A 24,275-nucleotide genomic window follows, 5' to 3' on the forward strand; every position below is an offset into this window, starting at 1 on the left:
ACACTTATGCTTTTTTACGTCAACATCTTTTTAAAAGTTTTTTAAAATATGATGTTAACATTTTAGCCGCTCGTTAGCGACGAATAATAATATAACATTTCTTTTTATTACGGTCAACTATAAATCTAATCTTTCTTCTTTATTATTTGATATCTTATAAAACAAACATAAAAGAAGTTCTCTTTTCTCCTTTAATGCTCTGAATTTTGTCATATCACTCCTTCCTACAATTTCTGCCTTATCCAATAACGCTCTTACCTCGATTAATTCATGACAAAGAAGATCTTCTAATTGTACTCTTTCTTTTTCATTAAACAAATAATAAATCACTTTCTCCCCCCTTAAGTTTCATCTACCATTATTTCTAATAAATTTCTTTTCTAATCATTTTCATTAAAGGCCAAGCATAAACTTGTCACAAGAGTAAGTAGGACGAGGAGGACCATTATGAACCAGTTTCATGTCATTCATATGAAGAAAATTAAGCAACTTGCAATGATTATGATAGCAGCTTTTTTTACTGCGGGAATTTTGTATGTCGAAAATGTATTAAATTACCCGGTGTTTTCTACTTCTGATGGACCAAAAGCTATTTATAGAGGTGAAACAAAAAACAATGAAGTAGCATTAACCTTTGATATTAGCTGGGGTGATGTAAAGGCAGAACCTATACTAGATACGTTAAAAAAACAAAATATTAATAACGCAACATTTTTTCTGTCCGCTTCCTGGGCGGAAAGACACCCAGATATAGTTAAACGTATTGTTGAGGATGGCCATCAAGTGGGGAGTATGGGATATGCCTATAAAAATTACAAGGATCTCGATCCAAATGAAATAAGAAGAGACTTATCAATGGCACAGGAAGTTTTTACAGAATTAGGTGTGAAGGATGTTACATTGTTACGACCACCTAGTGGAGGCTTTAACAAAGAGGTACTTTCTATAGTTGATAAACATGGTTACAGTGTTGTTCATTATAGTATTGATTCAGATGATTGGACGAATCCTGGCGTTGAATTGATTGTAAAAAACACCACATCTAAAATAAAAGGTGGAGATATCGTTCTTTTACATGCTTCAGATTCAGCTAAACAAACAAATAAGGCTTTACCAATTATCCTAAGCGATTTAAAAAAGAAAGGCTTAAAAAATGTATCTGTCGGTGATATCATCGCCAATGCAGATGCAAAGTCTTCCGAAGTTAAATGAAATAGGAAAGAGCTAGCATAAGCTAGCTCTTTTTTGATTTAATGAATTTAGGTAACATTAATAGTTGATACGCATTACAAACCTGTAAAGGGATTAGCATAAGTAATAACCAATCCTTCTCATTTACTCTTAAGGCAGGAAACCATTCTATGGTTGTAACCACAATCATAAAAAAGAGAGCAGGAATAAACGCCTCTTTATTTGTGTTCGACCTTTTTATTAATGCAATAATTACACCTACAACAAACACATAGAACGCCAAAAGTAGGTAAGGTAAAATTGTTTCATTTCCCTCTGCAAATAGCTGAAATCTGAAATAGATTAAATCGAATAAAACAAAAACAATTAAAATGATTTGGGCTAAATTCCACATGGATACAGAGCGAAAAATCCCTAAACCAAACCTATGTACTGTTAAGTAAGCAAAAAATCCCATTTGACTAATGACACTGAAAATTAATCCAACTCCAAAAAGCCAAAATAAGATTGAGACAATTTCAACTAAATTAAAGCTTATAAATAACTCTTTATACTCTGACCACTTTAACGCAAATCCAATTATCCCTGTTGTTAAACCACCAACAAGTAATGTACTTAGAAAGAAACGAACCCAATTTCGACTATTCACTACATTATCCTCCATCATTTACTCCTATTGATTTTACCAATCATTTATTAAAAATACCACATCATAAGCATTTTCCTCGTATAAATTCTCTTAACTAAATCAAAATATAAATAGCAAAACGTAAATAGAAAGGGGCTAGGATTACATGAAGAGATACTCGCTCCTCATGATTGTATCAATGGCTATTATTTGTTTAACGATCACAGGATGTGCACCTAAAGAAGAAGCAGGACAGGTAGATTACGAAGAAACAAAAAAGATGGTCGTTGATATATTAAAGACTGATGATGGAAAAAAGGCCCTCCAAGAAGTGATGAAAGACGAAGAAATGAAGCAAGTTCTTATAATGGATCAAAAGGTTGTAACTGAAACCATTCAAACAACATTAACATCTGATAAAGGGGCAAAATTTTGGCAAAAGGTCTTTGAGGATCCTAAATTTGTGGAGAGCTTTGCAAAAAGTTTACAAGAAGAGCATGAAAAAGTAATAAAGGAATTGATGACAGACCCTGAATATCAGAAATTACTTATAGAGGTTTTACAAGATCCTGAAATGGAAAAAAGTATTCAAACCTCTATGAAAAGCCAAGAATTCAGAAAGCATCTTCAAGAAGTGATAATGGAGACCCTATCTAGTCCTTTATATAAAGCAAAAATCCAAGATTCTTTATTAAAGGCTGCTGAAGAAGCTGGGCAACAAGGTAGTAGTGGTCAATCTTCTGGAAGCGAAAGTGGCCAGGAATCTGGTGAAAGTCAAGAGCAAGGTGGAGGAAACAGTGGTAGCTAATAGACTAAACGCACCTTGGTAAGCTAAAACAAGTCAATTAAAAAAGCGCTCAATGAGCGCTTTTTAAGCTTTTACAGGTATGATATTTGTTACCTGCTTAGCAATGGATTGATAAATTTGTCCTGTTGGATGATCCTCTCCATACACTGATGGAGCAAAGTCATCATCATCCCAATCAGGCTGCTGTAATGGAATCTTCCCAATAAGTGGAACGCGAAGCTCTTCAGCTAGCTTTTCTCCTCCACCACGTCCAAATACATATTCCTTCTCACCAGTCTTTTCACTTTCAAAATAAGCCATATTTTCAATGACACCAACAATTTCATGATCTGTTTGAATGGCCATTGCACCCGCTCTTGCCGCTACAAAGGCAGCAGTAGGGTGTGGAGTTGATACAATGATTTCTTTACATGACGGAAGCATTGAATGCACATCTAAGGCAACGTCTCCTGTTCCAGGTGGTAAATCTAATAATAGATAATCAAGTTCTCCCCATTCCACCTCATTAAAGAAATTATTGAGCATTTTACCTAACATAGGACCTCTCCAAATTACAGGAGCATTATCCTCAACGAAAAAGCCCATTGAAATGACCTTCACCCCAAATCTTTCTACTGGGATAATTTTCTCACCACGTACAACCGGTCTTTTCGTGATGCCCATCATATCAGGTACACTGAAACCATAAATATCAGCATCAATTAATCCTACCTTTTTACCTAAACGCGCGAGTGCAACAGCAAGGTTAACTGAGACTGTAGATTTCCCAACCCCACCTTTTCCACTTGCAATTGCCAAAAAGGTCGTTTTACTACCTGCAGATAACAAAGAATCAGATTGATTTGAAGAGGGATCCTGATATGCAGCAATTGTTTCTTGCGGAAGTTCATGGAAGCGAAGTCCTACTGATTCAGCTCCCGCTTCTTTTACCTTCTCAACAATTTTCTGCTGTAGTTGAAGCTGTTCAGCCGTATTCGTTTTAGAAATGCCTATTTTTAAGCTAACATGCGATTTTTCTTGTTTTATTTTTATTTCTTCAATTGCATCTAGCTCTTCTAACGATTTATGTAAAAAAGGATCTTGTAATTGTCCGATGATCTGTTTTAATTCTTCTTCTCGTAGCATAGTTACCACCCTTTTGATTTCGTTTACATAAATTATAACATAATTATTATCTTACCTAAGTTACTAACCTTGAAAAGTCTATGTCTAATTAATCAGGAGGATTATTTTCGTTCGAGAAATATCGTAAAATACCGTTATATATCGATGCTGCAACTTTTTCTTGATATTCATCTGTGGCAAGTAACTTATCCTCTTGGGGGTTTGATAGAAATCCTACCTCTACTAGTGCTCCAGGTTTCTCAGTATTTTTAAGTAAATAGATTCCATCGATCGGTTTTGCTTTACGTTCAGTATTCTCGAGGTTTCTGCGTAGTTCATCTTGAATATATTTTGCTACATTTTCATTTTCAATAAATTTGCCGTGAAAAAAAGTTTGAGCACCACTCCATCTAGAAGAGGGAATAGCATTTAAATGTATACTTAAAAATAAGTCAGCATCAGATTCATTAATAATTTTAACGCGATTCTTCAAATCTTCTGCTTTTCTTCTACTGTAACCCGAAGTATCTTCATTAGCTAAATCTACATCTTCTTCTCTAGTTAATAGCACCAGCGCACCTTGTTCTTGTAAATAATCTCTTATTTTCAGTGAAATGCTTAACGATATGTCTTTCTCTAATGATGAGTTTCCTACAGCACCACCATCTGGTCCACCATGGCCCGGATCCAGATAAATAACCTTTCCTGTAAGTGGCAGATTCCATGATTCCCATGATTTATTATTGGTGAATTGCCACTGGAAAAGGATTAATAACAATACAAACCCTGCTATAAAACCAAGCCACTTTATCTTTTTATTCATATTATTCCCTCCTGCTCGTCCTATCTTCTTCAATATATGGGACAATTAGGAGGAATATGATAATGAAGTGATGTGATGCTATCTTTTAATGTAACCGCAATTTATATCGTTTTTCCCCTTTAGTAAACCCAAGTTTCCACCATGATTGAATATAATATTCACATGCAAAATAAACTTCTCCAAAGGAAATATCTTTCTCAGTCAAATTACCCCAGTTAATAAAATAATCATATAAATCATCAATTAACCGTTTTTCCTCCGACTGACATCTTTTATTAGCTGACTGCATCGATTCACCATAGTATCCAAAACGGCTATACTTTGCACCAAGTAAAAATGCCTCAATTGCAAAATCAATACATCCATCTTCAATAACTTCCTTTTTACCTTTACCAGCGAAGCTTCCAAAGCTACCTTCAATACCACTCTTTATTTCTGTTAAAGAAAGCTCCCTAAGCATTCTTTTCTCATATTTTAATTCTTTTTGGTGTCTCTTCTGCTTTAAAGAGATAATATCGTTCATAATAGAAGCCTCCCTTTCCTTTTATTGTTTGACCGGCTATATTTATCATTCGAGAAAACTCTTCCAATTTTATTTTCAGCATGGTTCTCTTTCAGTTCGATAAGAATAGAAATTAAAAAAAGGAAAAAACCACACGGATAACCGCTGATTTTTCCCTTCTTTTTTCACAATTATATTTATTATTTATTTGCCTCTGCTAAATTAGATACTTGTGAAGGAGTTAGCGCACCTTCATAAATACGTAATTCGTCCATTAATCCCTTGAATGGCGTGTCCCAATAATTAACACCTAAACCAAAGCTAGAATCTGTAGAAGTAAATATATTTGGGAAGTTCGTTCCCGTAAACTTTTGAACACCATTAACATAGACATTAATCGTGCCGTTATCAACGGTAAAAGCCAAATGTGACCATTCATCATTATTAATCTTCATACCCGCTGCAGCATCATACCAAGTACTACTGCCCGACCATACCATGGTACTGCCATTTGCTGGTCCATTCGGAACTAGACTCAACCAGTTATTACTATCTTTAGCTCCAAAGAAAGTTGTTGTATACATAGTTAACTGCTCCGGTTTTAACCAAAGTGATACAGAATATGTGTTGCTTGAGATAAGGCCATTTGGTAAGCGAATTCCTGATTCTCCGTTAAACACCGCGGCTTTACCAGTCTTACCGTTCGCATAAGTGATTGTGCCACCTTGATTATCAATTCTATTACCTGTTACTGTACCTGTCTCAAAGTTGCCTGTTAGTTCATTTAGCCCATCTTCAAATGAATATTGTGCAACCAAGCCAGCCTCTTTGTATGGCAGCACAGTAATTTCAAAGCTTTTTGTTTTCGTTATATCACCCTTTGTGATAGTTGCAGTAAGTGAAGCAGTCACACTTTTAGAATTAACTTCTGGACGATTTATTACACCAGACTCAGTTACAACACTAGAATCTGAAGTCTCCCACGAAATTTCTGTGTGACGTGTTCCCTCAGTAGGCAGTGTCAAATTTGAAATAACATTCTCTGTATCTCCAAGGCTCAAATCTTTTAAAACATCTTCTACAATTTCAACATCAGTTTTATTCAGTACTTTACTTCCCCAGATTGATACCCCTTCTTTTGAAACAGCTGTAAATGTCATCACATATCGTTCAGATGTTGGGTCCCATTGACGTACAAATACACCATCATAGGTATCTCCATCAACTGTAATTTCCGCTTGATTATGACTCGTCTTTTTCCAAGTACCCTCTACATCACCAGTAACTGTATTGTCCTTATTTAGACGAATGAACACAGATTTATGGATGTTGGCAGAAGTATCCTTTCCTTGGTTTATAAATTTGTATTCTCCAATTAGATCTTGTCTATTAACTTTATCATTCGTTTCACCTGCGTATCGGTAAGGTGCAACCACTGGCCATCCATCTTTGTTCATAAACATTTGATGAATTCTCAACTCATGCATCTCACCTGTTTCTGGGAAGCGTGTATGAAAGACCAAAAATTGCTGACCTGTTTCAGAATCATAATAAACAGAATTATGACCTGGGGAAAGATAGCCATAACCTATACCTGTACCAGGGTCCCCAACTTTTCTTTCGAATAAGAAATTACCCATAAGCTTCATACCATATGGAGAATGATCTACATCACCTGGTAGAACAGCACTTTTTCCTTCTGCATCTACATAAGGACCATCTGGACTAGTCGATCTGAACAATCTCATATTATAACCACCATCTGCACCTAACCAGCCATAAGTAACATATAGATAGTAATAGCCTGTATTCTTATCATAAACAATATAAGGGCCCTCACCTGATTTTCCATATCCTCCAGCGATTTTTGTTCCAAAGTAGCGATCAACAAGCCTACCATCATCGGTAGCTCCATCTTCACCTGGATAAATCGCTTGTCCAGTGGTTTTATCGATTTCAAGCATAAATATCCCACCAGACCAAGAGCCGTATGTCATCCACAGTTTCCCGTCCTCGTCATAAAACAAATTAGCATCGATTGCATTTGGGAAGTTACTATTTGCATAAGATCCATTACTATTAAACCAATCAGATCTTGGTCCTGTTAATGTACCGTTTTCAATCAGCTTATTAATATTGGTATTCGTCCACTTCTTATTAACCTTACTATTTGCATCATACTCTTCATTTTTAGTAAAACCAGAATATACAATGGTATCAACATCCTTATATGGTCCCTCTATATTTTTAGATACAGCATAACCAATAGCAGAACGTATATAAGTAGAAGATGCACTATAATAAGTCATATAGGCGCCTTTAGTTCCATCTTCATTTACATAATCTTTATTCCAGAATACGTCCGGAGCCCATACTGCGTAACCTCCTTTGCTATCAGAGTCATTTTCACCTGCCCAAGCAAAAGAACCCGCTAAATTTTTAGATAAATCTCCATATATCACATTTCCTGGAGTAGTGTAGCCATTAGCAAAGCTTGTCCAACTTTTTAAATCCTTTGACTTAGCGGCCTCAATATGAGAGCCGAACACATAATATGTATCACCATCTTTTATTATAGAAGGATCGTGAACAGATACATTTTTAAACACAGGTGCTTCCCCTTGGTAATCAGTATTTGGTTTGTTACTATTTTCACTAGCCTGATTAACTTGTTTTTCTGTCCCTAAGCCAAGTACAATACTTGGTATCATTACTACAAGAATGAATAAAACAAATGTGGATTTTCGTACGAAATTTTTTCTCATTCTGATGTTCCCCTCTCCTTTATGGAAAAACAAATAAATGCAAATCTAATTATTGAACAAACTATGATATTCAAACACGTATTTTATTCGTACCTTATTGTTAGTAATTAAATTGTTGTATTTTTCTCGGTGTTGTAGGTTAAGACAGGGATGTTGACATTAATTAACATGTAGCTTTGATCTACATTGTCAATAATGTAGTTTCTGAAGTTTATGAATTTTTTTGAGCGAAGTTAAATATATGTTTCTATCACAGAATCCCCCCTGTTAGACCAAAGTAATTAAAACGCTTACATTTAGTTGATTAACATATATGTTAATAACTTAATAATAATATAAAACACAAAGACCCTCAAGAGGACCTTTCTCTTATTTTGAAGAAATTGATAGTTGGATTTTTTACCTTTATTCCTTGATAATGTGTAGGGCTTCTTGTGACCTTCCTTAATGACCAGTATATTTAAAAGCCATTTTGTTCATAAAAATGCCCTCAAACAAAAAGTTTGAGAGCATAAACGTAATATAATTTACATTTTCAGGACTTTGAAACTCCAGTAATTAACGTTTTGAGAATGAGGTATGGGGTAATCCCCCCTTTACAATGTCTCCTTTTTCTCTTTTTGGAACCAAGTCTCTAGCAGCTCCTTCTCTCTTTCCCTTGATATCCCCGTTTTTCGTTCTGAATCCTGTCTGGTTTTCTCCCATTGATATACATCTTGAATAGTGTCTTTAAGCGGTCGGAAGGAAAGACCCGCGTTAACAGCTTTTTCTACACTAATGAAAGAAGCTCCTTCCCATGGCTCTGTTTCTCCTTCTAATGGGAAGTGTTCAGGAATCCATAAAGGCATTTCCGTCCATGGCTGTATGTTATGATCCAATATAAATTGTTCATCTGCCCATACAAATTCGGCATCACCGTTTGTGACAGCGTTACATGCGTTCAATAGCTCTTCCATCGTCAATTCATCATCCGGTCCTGTTACATTGAACGTCCCTATTTTTCTGTTTTCTGCCATATCGAATACCCATGTTGCTACATCTTTTACGTCAATCAATTGAACTGGACGATCAGGTCGTCCTGGAACCAATACCTTTTCACCTTGTGCTACACGCTGTACCCAATACGGGAGCCGATCCGTATAGTCAAAAGGGCCGACAAGCTGCCCAGCTCTTATATGCAAAACATGCCCTGGCCAATGCTTCTCCGCCTCTGCTTCACAAAGTACTTTCAAAGCTCCGTAATACTCGTATGGAGAAATTTCCCCCTCCTCAACGTCTTTCAATTTATTATCAGGCAGCATGGATTGTAAATGATAGTCTTCGGTAATATTGGGCGGAATCCAATCTTTATAAACAGAGATGCTGGAGATATATGTATAATGTTCAATATTATCCCCGAGTACAGCAGCAATTTTTTTGATTTGATGAGGAGCAAATCCGCATGTATCCATTACAACATCCCATTTCCGGTTTTCCAGCTGTGATACATCACTGTCTCTATTGCCGATAAGCTGCTCCATATCAGGAAACGTCTCTATATTGGTGCCGCGATTAAATAAAGTGATTTCGTGTTCTCTTTTCAATGCTTCTTCTACCAAAGCTCTTCCCAAAAAACGAGTACCTCCTAATATCAGGACCTTCATAATCGTTTCCCCCATTCAATTTAATAGCCTGCAAAATACCTTTCTTTTAAAGAACGTTTTTCCTATGTAAAAAGTTACGGGGAGTATGAAAAATTTATACCTTTTATTAAAGGCGCCCGATAGCTGAACAAAACGAAAAGGACTGTCCTATATGAGACAATCCTTTCATTACATTATTTTTTTCATTCTATAATTTTCAAACTCCTTCCTTTAGATGCCATAACTTTTTATTTAATCTAGGAGTATACAAGACTAGGAAGCCGGATCGCCCAATCGTATAGATGATGAAGGCAAGCCATAGGCCATGATTATGCCAGATGGGAGTTACTGTAATTTGTATAATGATATAGATAATCATTGCGTAAATCATAGAGTTTCGTACAGGGGCAATTTCAGTTGCTCCTGTAAAAACACCGTAAATGACAAGCCCAAAACAAGCAGCAAAAGGATAGATGATGAGCCATACTCCATACTTTGTTGAAAGTTCGATCACGCTAGGAAGGTTTGTAAAAAGCTCAATAATTTGTTCTTGAAGTAATCCATATATGCTAGCTATAATAAAAGCCGTTATCACTGACCATTGCCTTGATAAACTAAGTATTTTTTTATATGATTTTTTGTCATTTGATCCTACCGCTTTGCCAACAAGAATACTTGAGGCGTTGGCAAATCCATCGAAGAAATAAGCCATTATGTAATGGATTTGAAATAATACAGCATTTGCCGCTAGAAATTCAGTTCCAAACGAAGCACCTTTTGCTGTAAACATATTAATAACGACTAATAAACAAATTGTTCGAATAAACAAATCCTTGTTAACGTTAACCATCTTTTTCATAGACTGGGTATCTATAAGTGTTTGAATGGATGGTATTTTCCATTTAAAAGGTGATGCTTTAAAAACAATAAATAAACCTAATATGAAGGCTGTAATTTCAGCAATCAATGTGGCCGTAGCAACCCCTTTTACTGCAAAAGAGAAGACATGGACAAAAAGTATGGCCAAACTCATATTCAAAACATTCATGAACACTTGTAAAAATAAAGATTCTTTAATCTTAGCCATCCCCATTAACCAGCCAAGAATAACGTAGTTCATTAATGTGAAGGGGGCTCCCCAAATTCGAATTCGAAAATATTCAACGGCAAATCTACTCACATCCGAATCAGGGGCAATCATTGTAAGAGCAGCGTATTCAATCGGCCATTGTAAGAGAATAAAACAAATACCTACGATTACAGCTATTAAAAATGGACGAGATAATGCAAGTACTCCTTGAGCCGGATCACTTGCTCCGTTAGCTTGTGCGGCAAAAGCAGATGTACTAACCCGTAAAAAACCGAATACCCAATACAACGTATTAAAAATAAGGGTTCCAACTGCAACACCTCCAATATATGCTGGATCAGGAAGTTGCCCGACAACGGCTGTATCGACAGCACCTAATAAAGGCGTCGTCATAGTTGAGATCGTTAATGGGATCGCCAAAGCAAGGTACGCACGATGATTCATCCGACTATCCTCCTTCTAAAGTTTTAAGAAATAAATACAAAAGCCCCGATTATGTGAATGAAATCGAGGCATTCGAATAAATATAAAAACTTTTATATTAAATATGACTAACCCTTGTTCTAATTGAACGAAAACGTGGATGCTCAGCAAGCATGGACCCTCTCATCTCTTTTACTACAGGGTGTTCTGAAGTAAAGAACTGATTTTTTGAATCGTAAAGCTCGACTAATTTTCCTTTTTCTAGTACACCCATTGTATCACTAATCGAATAGGCAGCTTTAATATCATGTGTAATAAAGAAATAAGAAAGTCCGAAGTCTGCTTTTAGCTCCCCTAGTAATTCTAAAATAAGTGTTTGGTTAACCATATCTAGACTACTAACTGACTCATCTAGGACTATCAGCTTTGGTTTGAGGGAAATCGCTCTTGCAATATTGATCCTCTGCAATTGCCCGCCACTAAATTGATGCGGGTATTTTTTTAAGTCTTCTTCACTCAATCCGACCCTTTCCAATAATTCAACAATGGTGCGTTTTTGTTCAGCTACTGTCAGCCTTTCATAGTTTTCTAAAGGCTCAGCAATAATACGTTCGGCAGTCATGCGGGGATTGACTGATGAGTATGAATCTTGAAAAACAGCTTGAAGATCCCGACGGATTTTTTGACGAACATGCTTATCTGCAGTATAAATATCGTGCCCTTGAAAAAGAATTTGTCCCTTTTGTGGTCGTTCCAAACCAAGAATCACTTTTCCTAATGTACTTTTACCAGCTCCACTCGTACCAAGCAATCCTAAACATACCCCTTCCTCAATAGAGAGTGAGATACCTGAAAGTACTTTTTTAGAACGGTCTTTCCAGTTGAAAAACGATCGGGACCCGTAGCTATGAGTTACTTCATTTACTTGTAATAAACTCATTTATTCACTCCTTTTAAAGGCTAATCATAATTTCAAGCAAAATGAATAATAGAATCCTCTAAATGTAATCTTGAGCGTGCATTTAAAAGTTTTTTCGTATATTCATGCTGTGGCTCATCAAATAGCTGAAACACATCCGCTTTTTCTACAATTCTGCCATTCTGCATAACGGCTACTTCATCTGCCATTTCAGAAATAACGCCGAGATCATGGGATATTAATAAAATGGCTGAATCATATTCAGAGCGAATTTTATCTAAGTGGCGCAGCACTTTCTTCTGATTATTTACATCAAGTGCGGTTGTTGGTTCATCCGCAATAATAACAGCTGGATGTAAGCATGCTGCCATAGCGATCATCACCCGCTGAAGCATACCCCCACTCAATTGAAAGGGATAGTATTTTAAAAGTTTAACAGGATCTGGTAAGTTCACATGATTCATCGCCTCAACAGCAAGCTCTGTTGCTTGTTTTTTATTATAAGGTGTATGTGAGCGAATAGTTTCAATAAATTGATGACCTATAGTAAAAACAGGTGTAAAAGCATTCATCGGATTTTGCATGATAAAGGCAATATCCTTGCCACGGATCTTACGCATTTCTTTATCGTCTAAATCGTTCAATTCACGTCCTTGTAATACAATACTACCCTCAATCGTTGTCGTTTTCCGATCAAGAAGCTGAAGAATCGACATACTTGTAACGGTTTTACCGCATCCACTTTCTCCAACAAGACCTAGTACCCTCCCACGCTTTAGCTCAAAATTTATATTTTGAACGAGTGTGGTAGTACCATTTTTTGCTTTTATCTTTACATGTAAATCTTTAACTTGAAGCACATTCGACTGTTCTGTTCCCAATATTCTCATTCCCTCTTAAAATCGACGTTTGACACCATAACGTTCTGATAACGCTTCGCCCAATAAATTGAATGTTATAATAACGAGCATAATGATCAATCCAGGATAAAGCATTAATTCTGGATTTGTCCGAATATACGATTTTCCTTCATGAATCATTGCTCCCCATTCAGGTGTAGGGGGTTGCACTCCTAATCCTAGAAACGACATCGCAGATATATCCATAATCGCCCAGCCCATTTCTAATGTACCCATGACGACAAGGGGAGGGAGTACATTTGGAACAATATGATTTTTAATAATCTTCCATTGAGAAGAACCGCTTATTTTCGCAGCTGCAATAAAGTTTTGTTCTTTCAGACTAAGAACCATTCCTCGGAACATTCTTGCGTAGTAGACCCATTGCACAAGCATTAACGCGATAATTACTTGCGTAAGTCCAGGTCCAAATATACCAACAAGTCCAAGAATAAGGATAAGACTTGGGAAAGCCATGACACCATCGCAAAACCGCATTAAAACTTGATCAACAATGCCGCCCTTGTACCCTGAAAAGGTGCCAACAAGTAAACCAATAAGGATGGATGTAATGAAGATAAGCATCGCGAAGCCTAAAGAAAGGCGTGCCCCATATAAAATCCGTGAAAGGTTACATCTTCCTAAATGATCTGTTCCTAACGGATAAGCCCAAGATGGCGGCTGAAGTTTATAAGCTAAGTTGACCGCAATTGGATCATTTGGTGCAATCCATGGCGCAAAGATCGCAATGATCACAAGAATACTTAATATAATCGTACATATCGGAATGACTTTTTGATTTCTGAATATCTTAGGTATGCTTATGATCATTGCCGGTGCCCTTCTTTCCTGGAAATACGCGGGTCAATATACATTTGAATTAAATCAACAAGTAAGTTACTTATAATAAATAAGGTGGCTGCAATCAGCACATAGCATTGAATGACCGGAATATCACGATTAAATATTGCTTCAATAAAATAACGACCAAACCCTGGCCAAGAAAAAACAGCTTCAACGATGATGGTTCCAGTCAGTAATTTTCCAAGATTCATCCCAAGTCCAGTAATCATCGGGGAAATAGCAATCCGTAAGACATGCTTGGCCATAATCGTTATTTCGTTAATTCCTCTTGTCCTGGCAAATAGCACATATGGCTGTTGCAAATTATCAAGAACACTTGCACATAATAATCTTGTATAGATGGAAATTAAAGGCAGTGCCAGTGTAACAGAAGGCAGAACAAGATGCTGCCATGTCCCAATTCCTTCTACTGGAAAAAGGTCCAGTTTAACAGAAAAGAAAAAAATTAAAAGATAACCGAGCCAAAAGGAAGGAATCGATGCCCCTAAAAACGAGAGAATCCGGCTAAAATGGTCGATTAGGCTATTTTTCTTTACTCCAGCAAGGAAGCCTAGCGGGATACTCACTAGTACAGCTATAACGATACTTCCTAAAGCAAGCTGGAAGGTAGCTGGTATTCTCGTCATAACCTCATCCAAAACTGGCTTATTCGAAAGATAAGATATGCCAAAATCAAGTTGGCATATCTTCATAATTGAGCTTACATATTGGTTGATAAATGGTTGATCTAAACCAAACTCCTGTCTTTTTTGTTCCAAAATTTCATCGGTCGGTTGAATATGGGCGGCTGCTAAGTAGGCCTCAGCCGGGTCTACCGGTGAAAGGTGAATCATTCCAGTTGTAAGAAGTGTAGCTAAGAGAAAAACCGGAATAATCGATATCATTCGTTTGAAAATATAGGTGCCCATAAAAACCTCCTGCTACTTACTGCTCAATGCTAATTCCCGTGAATGGATGTTCGTCACGATTAGCAGGGAAAGTAAAATTAGTAACATCCTTCTGATAAATGGCTGTTTTCTTAACATAAGAGATCGGAATAATTGCTCCCTGATCTTGGATTGATGTTAAGATCGACGAGTAAAGCTGTTGGCGTTTTTCCTCATCTGTCGTTTTTGGAACCTCTGCGATTTGTTTAAGTAATTCGGCTTTGTTCGGATATGCTGATATTGCCTCATTAAATCCAAATCCTTCTGACAAAACAATGTTTAAGAACGTATGAGGATCATAAGGAGCTCCATAGTTACTAAAGAAATTAATATCAAATTTATTATCTTTAAAGCGCTGAATTTGCTCCGTTAATTCAACTCCAACAATGTTTAATTTCACACCAATGGCTCCCCACTCAGCTTGAAGCGTTTCTGCCATTGTTTTTTGAATCGATTCTGCTGAATCATACATTAAATCGACTTCAAGAGACTGTCCATCTTTTTCACGAACCGCTTTTCCTTTAGGAAGCGTCCATCCTGCTTCATCTAATAACGATTTCGCCTTTTCTACTTCATAATCAATGACCTTAGCATCATTACCTTTCGTGTAAGGGAGGTTTGTGGGTAAAATATAATCTGCTTTTTCCTCATAACCAGATGTAATTCCTTCAACAAGTGCTTCTTTATTAAAACCATAATGTAACGCTTGACGTACCCGTTCATCGGAAAGCTGTTCTTTCGTTGAATTGATGACTAGCTGTCTTGTTGCAACTGGTTCTGAAATGCTCGTTTCATAATCTCCCGTAGACTCCAACTGTTTGAAAGCATCTAAGCTTATAACACCTTCTCCATAAATAAGGTCTAGTTCACCTTTTTCAAAAGCAAGTACCCTTGTTTCTGCATCAGGAATGATTTTCACTTTTATTTTCTCTGCTTTGGGAAGCTCACCCCAATAATTTTCATTGCGTTTGTAAATAGCATATTCATCAACTTTATGCTCTTCTAAAATCCATGGACCTGTACCGACTGGTTCAACAACACCTTTTGAAGTATCACCATCTTCAGGAAATCCAGCTTCACCTAAGAAGCGAACTGGTCGAACAACTGCTAACTCCTGAATCGTTGGATAATATGGTTCAGTTAATGTGAGTTTAAACGTATTTTCGTCGATTACATCTGTTTGATCTATTTTCGAAATAAAACCTAACCAACTATGTAGTTCAACATTATTTAAAATAGTATCAAAATTCTTTTTCACAATTTCTGCATTAAAGCTTGTCCCGTCGGAAAATTTCACATCTTGACGTAGATGAAAGGTATATTCCTTACCGTCGTCTGAAATATCCCACGACTCAGCTAGATGCGGTTTTAGCTCCCCTCCATCTTGGTAGCTTACTAACGGTTCATAAACCATCGACTGTGCAAATAATTGTGAAGGATTATAAACATGGGGATTCATTTCTCCTACATCTCTCGGCCAAGCCATCGTTAGCATGTTGTCCTGATCGCCTTTTGGATCTGAGACATTACTGGCATTTGTACAACCAAATAATAGTGTTGATAATAATAAAATAAGTACAGTTATAAGTAAAGTTTTGCGGCTATTTCTTTCATTAAACATAATGTCTTTCCTCCAGGTTGCTAATGATAATCATTTTCAATTGTAATGAGATTGCATGATGCTGTCAATACAATGTCGGAAGTTTTTGAAAATTATTTTATACTATTCAGCTTCGAATACTATAAACCTTAGCAAGCGTTGAAGGATATAAGTATAAATAAAAATGACCCCAAACCAAAAGGTCTGAGAGCCTTGAACGTAATATTAATGTTTTGAGAACTGAGGTGCACGACGAGCGCCTTTAAGACCGTATTTTTTACATTCTTTTTTCGATGTGTTTTCAACCCATTTAACGAAACATCAAAATCCTTTATTAATAAGGATTTAATACTTTTTCAATTTCAATTGATTTCATTAAAATGCATCAAAGAGTATTCAAAAATCATATGCTGACAGGCAATATATATTTCATGACGCTACCCCAAAAGGTATAAATTATTATTAAATATTCGTTAATCTATTCTTTATTAGAGCTTTATCTAATTCACGTACTTTATCATATGACTTTAACAGTGGCTCAGGGATCAATGTTCTCCCGTAATCCCAAGCATTCGTTTCTATTTTAGATTTAAGCTTTTCTATTTCTTCTTCGTCACCATACATTAGAGTCCTTATATCATGTTTGTTTTTCTTAAAATCTAAGTAATAACCAATCACATGATAAAGAAGAATTTTAACAAAGTTTTCATCTGTCTCTTTAATTCTAATTTTACTGATATAACCGTTAACTTGAAGATAATTAAATTTTATAGTATTTGTCGATACGTTATAACTCATAGGTACCGTGAGATTATTATTAAATTCATAGTTAATATTTAAATTGTGCTTATCTAATGTATCTTTAATGATTTTCTCAATATTCCATGTATAAAGCATTTTCTATCACTTCCCTTAAAATGTATAAAACACCTGTCATTTTACTTTTATGTGCATCTAACACTACTTCAAATTCTCCCTAGTAAATAAGAATGTCTTCATTTATCTTCTAATACTTTCCACATGTCTACCACACTATTTAATTTCTATTAGTATTACTAATACAATACTAAGGAGCAAATCAAATAACACCTTAAAATCATTTGTTTTAATTGATATATAATTCTAATTAATAATGTATCTTATGTGGGGATCTCCTCTTCTTATAAAAAAACGTTAAAGACTGAAATTCAAAACACAATTAAACAAAAAAAAGAGCCTTAAATAGGCACCTTATTTACGGAATATGGAGAAAAGCCCACCCCAATTCCCTTTAGGTTTTTGTATTGCTTCTTCTAAACGATTATTAAAATCATTTTGTGAACGCCATTCTTTTTTCTGTTCATCCCGCATATTTTGTATTTCTTTTTGTAAGAATTCACTTTTTTGTTTTTCTTGTTGCAGCAATGTTTCGTAATGGATCTTTTGTTGTTCAGTTAATTTTTCAATTTTAGCATGAGTTTTTTGCGATGAATTTCCAATACTAGAACTTATAACATGATGATCTTGCTGGAGCCGGGAAACCGTTGTTTTAAGCTCAGATATACCGTTTGTCAGTTGGACATTCATTTCACGTGTGGCTGCGAGTTCATTGGATAAAAACGTTAAAAACTCTTTTAATTGATTGGGATCCTGAGGTAAATTGTCATATGTATCGGATATCGCAATCTCTGTTTCATTGGATCCTTCTAATCTTTCTTTTTGTTGATACACAAGGTCTTTAGCTGTATCGTCTAGGGGCTTGTCCGTATCGCGTAACGCTATAAGTGCCTGGATGTCGGATTGAACAAAGATACGCCTATCGCCATCTTTTAAAAACTCATATCCATTTCTCTCTAAGATTTGGCCATACTTTCGAACAGTTGGTGTTGCAATCCCCACTTCTTCTGCCACTTCCTTGGAAGAGAAAGCTCGTTCATTTGATTGAATATCATTTCGCATATCGGACCTCCTTTTCTATTAAATATGAAGGTTTTTTGATAAATTCGCAAGTTATATCACCCTGCGATACGAAACACTTATAACATGATGATCTTCTAAAGCGGAGAAAACGTTGTTTTAAGCTGTGCCACACCGTCTGTCAGGTTAAATTGTCATATGTATCGGATATCGCAATCTCTGTTTCACTGGATCCGTCTATCTTTCTTTTTGTTGATACACAAGGTCTTTAGCTGTATCGTCTTGTATCGTCTAGGGGCTTGTCCGTATCGCGTAACGCTATAAACGCTTCGATGTCGGATTGAACAAAGATACCCATATCGCCATCTTTTAAAAACTTATATCCATTTCTCTCTTAGATTTGGCCATACTTTCGAACAATTTGTGTTGCAATCCCCACTACTTCAACCACTTCCTTAGAAGAGAAAGCTCGTTCATTTAATTGTATATCATTTCGTATAACGGATCTCGTTTTCTATTATATACGAAGGTTTCTTGATTATTTTTCAAGTTATATCGCCCCGCGATACGAAACACTTTTCACATGATGATCTTGCTGGAGCCGGGAAAACTATGTTTTAAGCTGAAAGTCAGTTGGGTATTTATTTCATGTGGCTGCGAGTTCATTAGCTAAAAACGTTAAGAGCTTTATTAATGGATTGGGATTATGGGGTAAATTTTCATATGTATCGCGTATCGTGTATCGCTATCTCTGTTTCATTGGTTCCATCTAATCTTACTTTTTGTTGATACACAAGGTCTTTAACTGTATTGCCTAGGGGCTTGTCCGTATCGCATAACGCTACAAGCGCTTCGATGTCGGATTGAACAAAGATAAGCATATCGCCCATCTTATAAAAAACCATTTACATTTCTCTCTTAGATTTTGCCATACTTTCGAACAGTGGGTTCTGCAATCCCCACTTCTTCTGTCACTTCCTTGGAAGAGAAAACTCATTTATTTGGTTGTATATCATATCGCATATCGGACCTCCTTTTCTATTTAATATGATGATTTTATGATGAATTCTCAAGTTATATCGCTCAGTCATACAATACACAAAAAAAGCCGCTCTCCCTCTTCTTAACCAATTCTATTAAGGATGACGCTTGTTTTTGATCAAAGTTCTCAACTCCCATTTTATCAAGAGCTAATTAATGAAGAGAATGAAGCGGAAGAACGAAATTACTGGAAAAAGGATGAGATAAAGCGATTCTTAGCAATTACATAACTTTAATTGTCATTTCGTGATCAAATATTATTCCACCTTTTAATTTATACGAGTGCACGCAATGGCGAAGTACTAGCTCTTACGTGGGATGATATAGATAGCGGGATCTATCCAATTTACAAAAACACTTTCCCATAATAAGGGTGAGTTTATACTTCAAACGACCAAAACGAAGGATTCTAGGCGTTTAATAAGTTTAGATGATATAAAACCCTATCTTCACTTAAAAAATAGCGTGTACGGCAAATGTAAGGGTTTAGCGCTAATGATAATACATCAGTTAATAATAAAATAGTTTTTACTCGTGATGATGGTTCGTCTCTCCGATTGGCTTACCTAAATGAAAAACTGGATATTGTCATAAAAAATATAATCTAAATAGAATCACAATTCATGGTTTGCGACATATCCATGCTTCATTATTATTTGTAGCAGGAGCAAGTATAAAAGAAGTTCAAGAACGTTTAGGTCACTCAGATATACAAAAAACCATCAATATATATACACATGTTACTGACCACTTAAAGGAACAGACAGCGGAAAAATTTCAAAGGTACATTGACCTGTGATAGTGGTCAAATGCACTTTTTGGGCATAAAAAAGACCCCCAAGCAAAAAGCTTGAGAGCCTTTGAAAAGTTGATAATTAACGTTTTGAGAACTGAGGTGCACGACGAGCGCCTTTAAGACCGTATTTTTTACGTTCTTTCATACGAGCGTCACGAGTTAATAGACCTGCACGTTTAAGAGTTGCACGGTATTCTGGATCTGCTTCTAATAAAGCACGAGAAATACCATGACGGATAGCGCCAGCTTGACCTGTAGTTCCACCGCCTGAAACGTTAACAAGTACATCGTAGTTACCTACAGTTTCAGTTAAGTTTAATGGTTGCTTAATATCTTCGATTAATGCAGCTGATGGGATATAATCTTTAATTTCACGATTATTTACAACGATACGACCTTCGCCTGGTACTAAACGTACACGAGCTACTGAGCTTTTACGACGGCCAGTACCGTAATATTGAACCTGTGCCAAATTAATAACCTCCTTTATAATTATCCGCGAAGTTCGTAAACTTCAGGTTGTTGTGCTTGATGTTGATGCTCACTACCAGCATATACATGTAATTTTTTAGCCATTTGACGTCCTAAAGATCCTTTTGGAAGCATTCCCTTGATTGCTAATTCAAGCATTTTTTCAGGGTAGTTCGTACGCATTTCCAATGCAGTTCTTGATTTTAAACCACCAGGAAATTGACTATGACGGTAGTAAATTTTATCTGTTAATTTTTTACCTGTTAATTCAATTTTCTCAGCGTTGATAATGATCACATGATCTCCTGTATCAACATGTGGTGTATATGTTGGTTTATGCTTACCACGTAAGATAGATGCAATTTCACTTGAAAGACGACCTAAAGTCTTGCCTTCAGCATCCACTACGTACCATTTACGTTCGATAGTTCCAGCGTTTGCCATAAACGTTGTACGCATGTTTATTCCCTCCTAGTAAATTAAAATATATTGGTTCTTACTTCTATTTCATAACACGATAAGTTTCCGGGGCTTATTCGTGGGGTTGAAATACATACCATTAGATATGATATAACTTAAAGAGCATAATGTCAAGAAAATGTTACACCTGGTTTAGTTGTCATAATGAACTTTCCATAAATATAATCCATGACCAGGGACAGTTTTACCGCTTAAGCTCCTGTTACGCCCCTCAATTATTACAGGAATACTATTGGGATCTGTATAACCTTGCCCTACATCTAGCAATGTCCCAACTAGGATTCGTACCATATTATACAAAAAACCACTACCAATAAAACTAAAAATAATTTCTGAATCATCTTCAATAATCTCAATTGAGTAGATCGTTCTTACTTTATCGTCTACCTCGGTTTTTGCCACACAGAAGCTTGTAAAATCATGTGTCCCACATAAATGGTCACAAGCTTGTCTAATCGCGCTCAAATCAAGCTTATACTGGTAATGGAAGCTATAATTTCTCTTAAAGACATCCTTCACCTTTTGTTGATTAATACGAAAGCGATATTCCTTAGCAGTCGCATTAAAACGCGCATGGAAATCTGGATTTACATAGCTAGCTTCTATTATCACAACATCCTCAGGAAGTAAGCTATTCAAAGCATATGGCCACTTTTCCTCAGGGATGTTTAAACAGGTATCAAAATGAAATACTTGTCCATGAGCATGAACTCCTGCATCGGTTCTTCCCGATGCATGAACTTTTATAGGTTGTCCTTTATGGAGCTTTAGTAAAGCTTCTTCAATTTCGCCTTGAACCGTTCTTTTGTTTGGTTGGACCTGATATCCACTAAAATGTGTGCCGTCATAAGAAACAATACATTTTACTCTCATCTTCTGCTCCTATGTCCGTAAATAAATTAATACTAATCCTAAAGCGACTAGTAACGATATTACTGAAGTGTCTAGAATGCCCCATTTTAACTGCCTCAGCTTAGTTCTGCCTTCTCCACCCTTATATCCTCTAGCTTCCATTGCTGTAGCAAGCTCCTCAGCCCGTTTAAATGCACTTATAAAGAGAGGAACTAGTAAAGGTACAACAGCCTTCAAACGGTCTTTAACGGGACCGCTAGTGAAGTCTACGCCACGTGCCATCTGTGCCTTTAATATCTTATCTGTTTCTTCCATCAATGTCGGTATAAAACGTAATGAAATTGACATCATTAATGCAAGCTCGTGTACTGGCAACCCTAGTTTTTTAAGTGGAGCCAACAAGCTTTCCATTCCATCAGTAATTTCTATTGGTGTGGTTGTTAGTGTTAATATTGTTGTCATTAAAATCAAATATAAAAACCGTAGTGAAATATAAATCCCTTGTTTTAGTCCTTCTTCATAAATACGAAAAAAACCTAAATCTAATAGGATTTCTCCTTCCTTTGTAACAAAAAGATGAAGAATAAACGTAAATAAAATGATCCATAATACAGGCTTAAGACCTTTTAGTAGAAAACTCACTGGTAATTTTGTGAGTGCCACTATAACCAATGTGAATATTCCGAGTACAAAGTAAGTTAAAAGATTATTCGCCAAAAATACAATAAAAACGAACACAAAAATCATCATTAATTTTGATCGTGGATCCATCCTATGAATAAGCGATTGACCAGGAACATATTTCCCTATAATAATACTATCCATCATAATGGGTTCACCTCACCCATTAAAGCTTTTATCTGAGCAACAGTATCATCAATTGTTAATGGAATCTCGTTAAATGATAAACCCCTATCGATTAATTGACGTTGAAGTTTAACTGTTTCAGGTAAATCCAGCCCTAGAGCTGACAACTTATCTGCTTTACTAAATATTTCTTTTGGAGTACCGTGCATTTCAATTGTTCCCTTATGCATAACAATGATCTCATCGGAATATTTAGCCGCATCCTCCATACTATGGGTAACAAGGATAATCGTTAGATTTTGCTCCTTTTGCAATCGATAGAATAGGTCCATAATCTCTTTTCTACCTCTAGGGTCCAGACCTGCAGTTGGCTCATCTAAGACAAGAACTTCAGGACCCATTGCCAATACACCGGCAATCGCAACCCTTCTCATTTGACCACCACTTAAATCAAAGGGTGATTTTTGCAGAATTGATTCTGGTAATCCAACAATTTCTAAAGTCTGTCGTGCTTTTATGATTGCAGCTTCTTCACTTACGCCAAAATTCATCGGGCCAAACGCAATATCCTTTTCAACTGTTTCTTCAAAAAGCTGATGCTCAGGAAACTGAAAAACAATCCCAACAAGGTTCCTTACTACCTTTAGATGCTTTTGTTTTTTTCCCGCCTCAATAATGTGTTCTCCAATTTGAATTGATCCCTTTGTAGGCTTTAATAGTCCATTCAAATGCTGAAGAATCGTTGACTTACCAGAACCAGTATGTCCAATGATCGATAAATACGTTCCCTTCTTAACCGATAGATTTACATCATAGAGAGCAAGTCTTTCAAATGGTGTTCGAGCCTGATAACGATATTCTAAGTTTTTGATTGTAATGTCCAAAGCTCATTCACCAGACCTTCCTCAGTTAAATGGTTGTTTTGAATAGGAACTCCTGCCGCTCTTAATTTCTTGCTTAACTGAAAAGGGAAAGGTAAATCTAGACCAATCTCTACAAGCTTATCATCAAGCATAAAAACCTCTTCAGGTGTACCTTCTGCGAACTTGTGTCCACCATTCATCACAATCATTCTATCAGCTTTTGATGCTTCTTCTAAGTCATGTGTAATTGATATAACAGTTAGATCTCCCTGATTATTTAACTCACGTACTGTTTGTATAACTTCACTTCTACCAAGTGGGTCTAACATAGATGTTGCTTCATCTAAAATGATGATGTCAGGTTGAACAGCAATTACCCCGGCAATCGCTACACGTTGTTTTTGCCCCCCTGAAAGATGATGTGGTTCATTCTCAAGAAAAGCGTCCATTTTCACCTGCTTAGTAGACCACTCAATTCTATTAACCATCTCATCTCGTGGTACACCATTATTCTCCAGACCAAAGGCAACATCGTCCTTAACGGTTGCACCAACAAACTGATTATCTGGATTTTGAAAAACCATGCCAACATGATTTCTAATGTCCCAAATCGTTTTATCAGATAGTTCAATCCCACAGACTTTAACCTTACCCTTATCAGGTATATATAGCCCGTTTAAAATACGTGCTAAAGTAGATTTACCAGAACCATTATGCCCAACAATAGCAAGCCACTCACCCTGTTTAACATTAAGCGAAACATTTTCTAGGGCAGGAGCAGCTTCCTGATGATAATGGAAGGTTACATTTTCTACATCTATGATTGTTTGACTCATTGCTCGTCTCCCCTAAACTCTTTCATACTAATATAAGTGCAAGCGCCTTACTCAGCCTCTATCAAAATA

At 36.4% G+C, this 24,275-nt stretch carries 24 protein-coding genes and 1 pseudogene; 3 read left to right on the forward strand and 22 right to left on the reverse strand.

Going from position 1 to position 24,275, the window contains the following annotated elements; genetic code table 11:
* Positions 1–117 precede the first annotated feature (117 nt).
* Positions 118–330, reverse strand: a complete 213-nt coding sequence (locus WCV66_RS02525) for a hypothetical protein (RefSeq protein WP_338787843.1) — start codon at positions 328–330, stop codon at positions 118–120.
* A 117-nt stretch (positions 331–447) separates the two neighbouring features.
* Here WCV66_RS02525 and pdaB point away from each other — a divergent pair, with 117 nt between their 5' ends.
* Positions 448–1,212: a polysaccharide deacetylase family sporulation protein PdaB gene (gene pdaB / locus WCV66_RS02530; protein ID WP_338787844.1), complete on the forward strand. Its 765-nt coding sequence runs from the start codon at positions 448–450 to the stop codon at positions 1,210–1,212.
* Positions 1,213–1,234: 22 nt separating this feature from the next.
* Here the strand turns inward: pdaB and WCV66_RS02535 are convergent, their stop codons facing one another.
* The gene (locus WCV66_RS02535) at positions 1,235–1,840 is read right to left on the reverse strand and encodes a KinB-signaling pathway activation protein (RefSeq protein ID WP_066330458.1); all 606 of its coding nucleotides are present in this window, start codon (positions 1,838–1,840) and stop codon (positions 1,235–1,237) included.
* A gap of 145 nt (positions 1,841–1,985) precedes the next feature.
* Here WCV66_RS02535 and gerD point away from each other — a divergent pair, with 145 nt between their 5' ends.
* A complete protein-coding gene (gerD, locus tag WCV66_RS02540; protein WP_066330377.1) occupies positions 1,986–2,627 on the forward strand; it encodes a spore germination lipoprotein GerD in 642 nt (213 codons plus the stop codon).
* Between the two features lie 63 nt (positions 2,628–2,690).
* On the opposite strand, the gene WCV66_RS02545 is transcribed toward gerD, so the two are convergent.
* From WCV66_RS02545 to WCV66_RS02605, 14 genes and pseudogenes are all read right to left on the reverse strand, one after another.
* Entirely contained in the window at positions 2,691–3,752 is a 1,062-nt protein-coding gene (locus WCV66_RS02545) for an Mrp/NBP35 family ATP-binding protein (protein WP_066330378.1), read from the reverse strand.
* 88 nt (positions 3,753–3,840) lie between these two features.
* Positions 3,841–4,554 carry an N-acetylmuramoyl-L-alanine amidase CwlD gene (gene cwlD, locus WCV66_RS02550; protein WP_066330379.1) on the reverse strand — a complete coding sequence of 238 codons (714 nt, stop codon included), beginning with the start codon at positions 4,552–4,554 and terminating at the stop codon, positions 3,841–3,843.
* Between the two features lie 85 nt (positions 4,555–4,639).
* The gene (locus WCV66_RS02555) at positions 4,640–5,077 is read right to left on the reverse strand and encodes a DUF2521 family protein (RefSeq protein ID WP_066330380.1); all 438 of its coding nucleotides are present in this window, start codon (positions 5,075–5,077) and stop codon (positions 4,640–4,642) included.
* Positions 5,078–5,256: 179 nt separating this feature from the next.
* Positions 5,257–7,821 (reverse strand): LamG-like jellyroll fold domain-containing protein, encoded by a 2,565-nt coding sequence (locus tag WCV66_RS02560; protein WP_338787846.1) that lies wholly within the window; start codon positions 7,819–7,821, stop codon positions 5,257–5,259.
* Between the two features lie 596 nt (positions 7,822–8,417).
* The gene (locus WCV66_RS02565; protein ID WP_338787847.1) at positions 8,418–9,464 is read right to left on the reverse strand and encodes an NAD-dependent epimerase/dehydratase family protein; all 1,047 of its coding nucleotides are present in this window, start codon (positions 9,462–9,464) and stop codon (positions 8,418–8,420) included.
* Between the two features lie 196 nt (positions 9,465–9,660).
* Complete coding sequence (locus WCV66_RS02570; RefSeq protein WP_338787848.1) at positions 9,661–10,977, reverse strand: MATE family efflux transporter; 1,317 nt, start codon at positions 10,975–10,977, stop codon at positions 9,661–9,663.
* A 97-nt stretch (positions 10,978–11,074) separates the two neighbouring features.
* A complete protein-coding gene (gene nikE / locus WCV66_RS02575; protein ID WP_066330384.1) occupies positions 11,075–11,896 on the reverse strand; it encodes a nickel import ATP-binding protein NikE in 822 nt (273 codons plus the stop codon).
* A gap of 32 nt (positions 11,897–11,928) precedes the next feature.
* Positions 11,929–12,756, reverse strand: a complete 828-nt coding sequence (gene nikD, locus WCV66_RS02580) for a nickel import ATP-binding protein NikD (RefSeq protein WP_338787849.1) — start codon at positions 12,754–12,756, stop codon at positions 11,929–11,931.
* A 15-nt stretch (positions 12,757–12,771) separates the two neighbouring features.
* Complete coding sequence (gene nikC, locus WCV66_RS02585; RefSeq protein ID WP_338787850.1) at positions 12,772–13,605, reverse strand: nickel ABC transporter permease subunit NikC; 834 nt, start codon at positions 13,603–13,605, stop codon at positions 12,772–12,774.
* Positions 13,602–14,546: a nickel ABC transporter permease subunit NikB gene (gene nikB, locus WCV66_RS02590; protein WP_338787851.1), complete on the reverse strand. Its 945-nt coding sequence runs from the start codon at positions 14,544–14,546 to the stop codon at positions 13,602–13,604. The genes nikC and nikB overlap by 4 nt, the downstream gene beginning before the upstream one ends.
* 16 nt (positions 14,547–14,562) lie before the next feature.
* Positions 14,563–16,185 carry a nickel ABC transporter substrate-binding protein gene (nikA, locus tag WCV66_RS02595; protein ID WP_338787852.1) on the reverse strand — a complete coding sequence of 541 codons (1,623 nt, stop codon included), beginning with the start codon at positions 16,183–16,185 and terminating at the stop codon, positions 14,563–14,565.
* A 204-nt stretch (positions 16,186–16,389) separates the two neighbouring features.
* Positions 16,390–16,434: pseudogene (locus WCV66_RS26770) on the reverse strand (hypothetical protein); the annotation flags it as partial.
* 192 nt (positions 16,435–16,626) lie between these two features.
* Positions 16,627–17,061: a hypothetical protein gene (locus WCV66_RS02600; protein WP_338787853.1), complete on the reverse strand. Its 435-nt coding sequence runs from the start codon at positions 17,059–17,061 to the stop codon at positions 16,627–16,629.
* Between the two features lie 333 nt (positions 17,062–17,394).
* Positions 17,395–18,102, reverse strand: a complete 708-nt coding sequence (locus tag WCV66_RS02605) for a hypothetical protein (RefSeq protein ID WP_338787854.1) — start codon at positions 18,100–18,102, stop codon at positions 17,395–17,397.
* A gap of 1,627 nt (positions 18,103–19,729) precedes the next feature.
* On the opposite strand from WCV66_RS02605, the gene WCV66_RS02610 reads away from it, so the two are divergent.
* Complete coding sequence (locus WCV66_RS02610) at positions 19,730–19,900, forward strand: tyrosine-type recombinase/integrase (protein WP_338787855.1); 171 nt, start codon at positions 19,730–19,732, stop codon at positions 19,898–19,900.
* A 76-nt stretch (positions 19,901–19,976) separates the two neighbouring features.
* Here the strand turns inward: WCV66_RS02610 and rpsI are convergent, their stop codons facing one another.
* From rpsI to WCV66_RS02640, 6 genes are all read right to left on the reverse strand, one after another.
* Positions 19,977–20,369, reverse strand: a complete 393-nt coding sequence (gene rpsI, locus WCV66_RS02615; protein ID WP_066330395.1) for a 30S ribosomal protein S9 — start codon at positions 20,367–20,369, stop codon at positions 19,977–19,979.
* Positions 20,370–20,389: 20 nt separating this feature from the next.
* A complete protein-coding gene (rplM, locus tag WCV66_RS02620; RefSeq protein WP_066330396.1) occupies positions 20,390–20,827 on the reverse strand; it encodes a 50S ribosomal protein L13 in 438 nt (145 codons plus the stop codon).
* Positions 20,828–20,980: 153 nt separating this feature from the next.
* A complete protein-coding gene (truA, locus tag WCV66_RS02625; protein WP_338787856.1) occupies positions 20,981–21,721 on the reverse strand; it encodes a tRNA pseudouridine(38-40) synthase TruA in 741 nt (246 codons plus the stop codon).
* Positions 21,722–21,730: 9 nt separating this feature from the next.
* The gene (locus WCV66_RS02630) at positions 21,731–22,528 is read right to left on the reverse strand and encodes an energy-coupling factor transporter transmembrane component T family protein (protein WP_066330398.1); all 798 of its coding nucleotides are present in this window, start codon (positions 22,526–22,528) and stop codon (positions 21,731–21,733) included.
* Complete coding sequence (locus WCV66_RS02635; RefSeq protein WP_066330399.1) at positions 22,525–23,391, reverse strand: energy-coupling factor ABC transporter ATP-binding protein; 867 nt, start codon at positions 23,389–23,391, stop codon at positions 22,525–22,527. Before WCV66_RS02635 ends, WCV66_RS02630 begins: the two co-directional genes overlap by 4 nt.
* On the reverse strand, positions 23,367–24,206 hold the full coding sequence (locus WCV66_RS02640; RefSeq protein ID WP_066330400.1) for an energy-coupling factor ABC transporter ATP-binding protein: 840 nt from the start codon (positions 24,204–24,206) through the stop codon (positions 23,367–23,369). The genes WCV66_RS02635 and WCV66_RS02640 overlap by 25 nt, the downstream gene beginning before the upstream one ends.
* Positions 24,207–24,275: the final 69 nt, after the last annotated feature.

This window comes from Metabacillus rhizosphaerae (assembly GCF_037201795.1).
GTDB classification, from domain to species: domain Bacteria; phylum Bacillota; class Bacilli; order Bacillales; family Bacillaceae; genus Metabacillus; species Metabacillus rhizosphaerae.

Coding starts and splice junctions, on each gene's coding strand:
- pdaB (WP_338787844.1), top strand. CDS start 448: ATGAACCAGTTTCATGTCATTCATATGAAGAAAATTAAGCAACTTGCA.
- gerD (WP_066330377.1), top strand. CDS start 1,986: ATGAAGAGATACTCGCTCCTCATGATTGTATCAATGGCTATTATTTGT.
- WCV66_RS02545 (WP_066330378.1), bottom strand. CDS start 3,752: ATGCTACGAGAAGAAGAATTAAAACAGATCATCGGACAATTACAAGAT.
- cwlD (WP_066330379.1), bottom strand. CDS start 4,554: ATGAATAAAAAGATAAAGTGGCTTGGTTTTATAGCAGGGTTTGTATTG.
- WCV66_RS02555 (WP_066330380.1), bottom strand. CDS start 5,077: ATGAACGATATTATCTCTTTAAAGCAGAAGAGACACCAAAAAGAATTA.
- WCV66_RS02560 (WP_338787846.1), bottom strand. CDS start 7,821: ATGAGAAAAAATTTCGTACGAAAATCCACATTTGTTTTATTCATTCTT.
- WCV66_RS02565 (WP_338787847.1), bottom strand. CDS start 9,464: ATGAAGGTCCTGATATTAGGAGGTACTCGTTTTTTGGGAAGAGCTTTG.
- WCV66_RS02570 (WP_338787848.1), bottom strand. CDS start 10,977: ATGAATCATCGTGCGTACCTTGCTTTGGCGATCCCATTAACGATCTCA.
- nikE (WP_066330384.1), bottom strand. CDS start 11,896: ATGAGTTTATTACAAGTAAATGAAGTAACTCATAGCTACGGGTCCCGA.
- nikC (WP_338787850.1), bottom strand. CDS start 13,605: ATGATCATAAGCATACCTAAGATATTCAGAAATCAAAAAGTCATTCCG.
- nikB (WP_338787851.1), bottom strand. CDS start 14,546: ATGGGCACCTATATTTTCAAACGAATGATATCGATTATTCCGGTTTTT.
- nikA (WP_338787852.1), bottom strand. CDS start 16,185: ATGTTTAATGAAAGAAATAGCCGCAAAACTTTACTTATAACTGTACTT.
- WCV66_RS02600 (WP_338787853.1), bottom strand. CDS start 17,061: ATGCTTTATACATGGAATATTGAGAAAATCATTAAAGATACATTAGAT.
- WCV66_RS02605 (WP_338787854.1), bottom strand. CDS start 18,102: ATGCGAAATGATATTCAATCAAATGAACGAGCTTTCTCTTCCAAGGAA.
- rplM (WP_066330396.1), bottom strand. CDS start 20,827: ATGCGTACAACGTTTATGGCAAACGCTGGAACTATCGAACGTAAATGG.
- truA (WP_338787856.1), bottom strand. CDS start 21,721: ATGAGAGTAAAATGTATTGTTTCTTATGACGGCACACATTTTAGTGGA.
- WCV66_RS02630 (WP_066330398.1), bottom strand. CDS start 22,528: ATGATGGATAGTATTATTATAGGGAAATATGTTCCTGGTCAATCGCTT.
- WCV66_RS02640 (WP_066330400.1), bottom strand. CDS start 24,206: ATGAGTCAAACAATCATAGATGTAGAAAATGTAACCTTCCATTATCAT.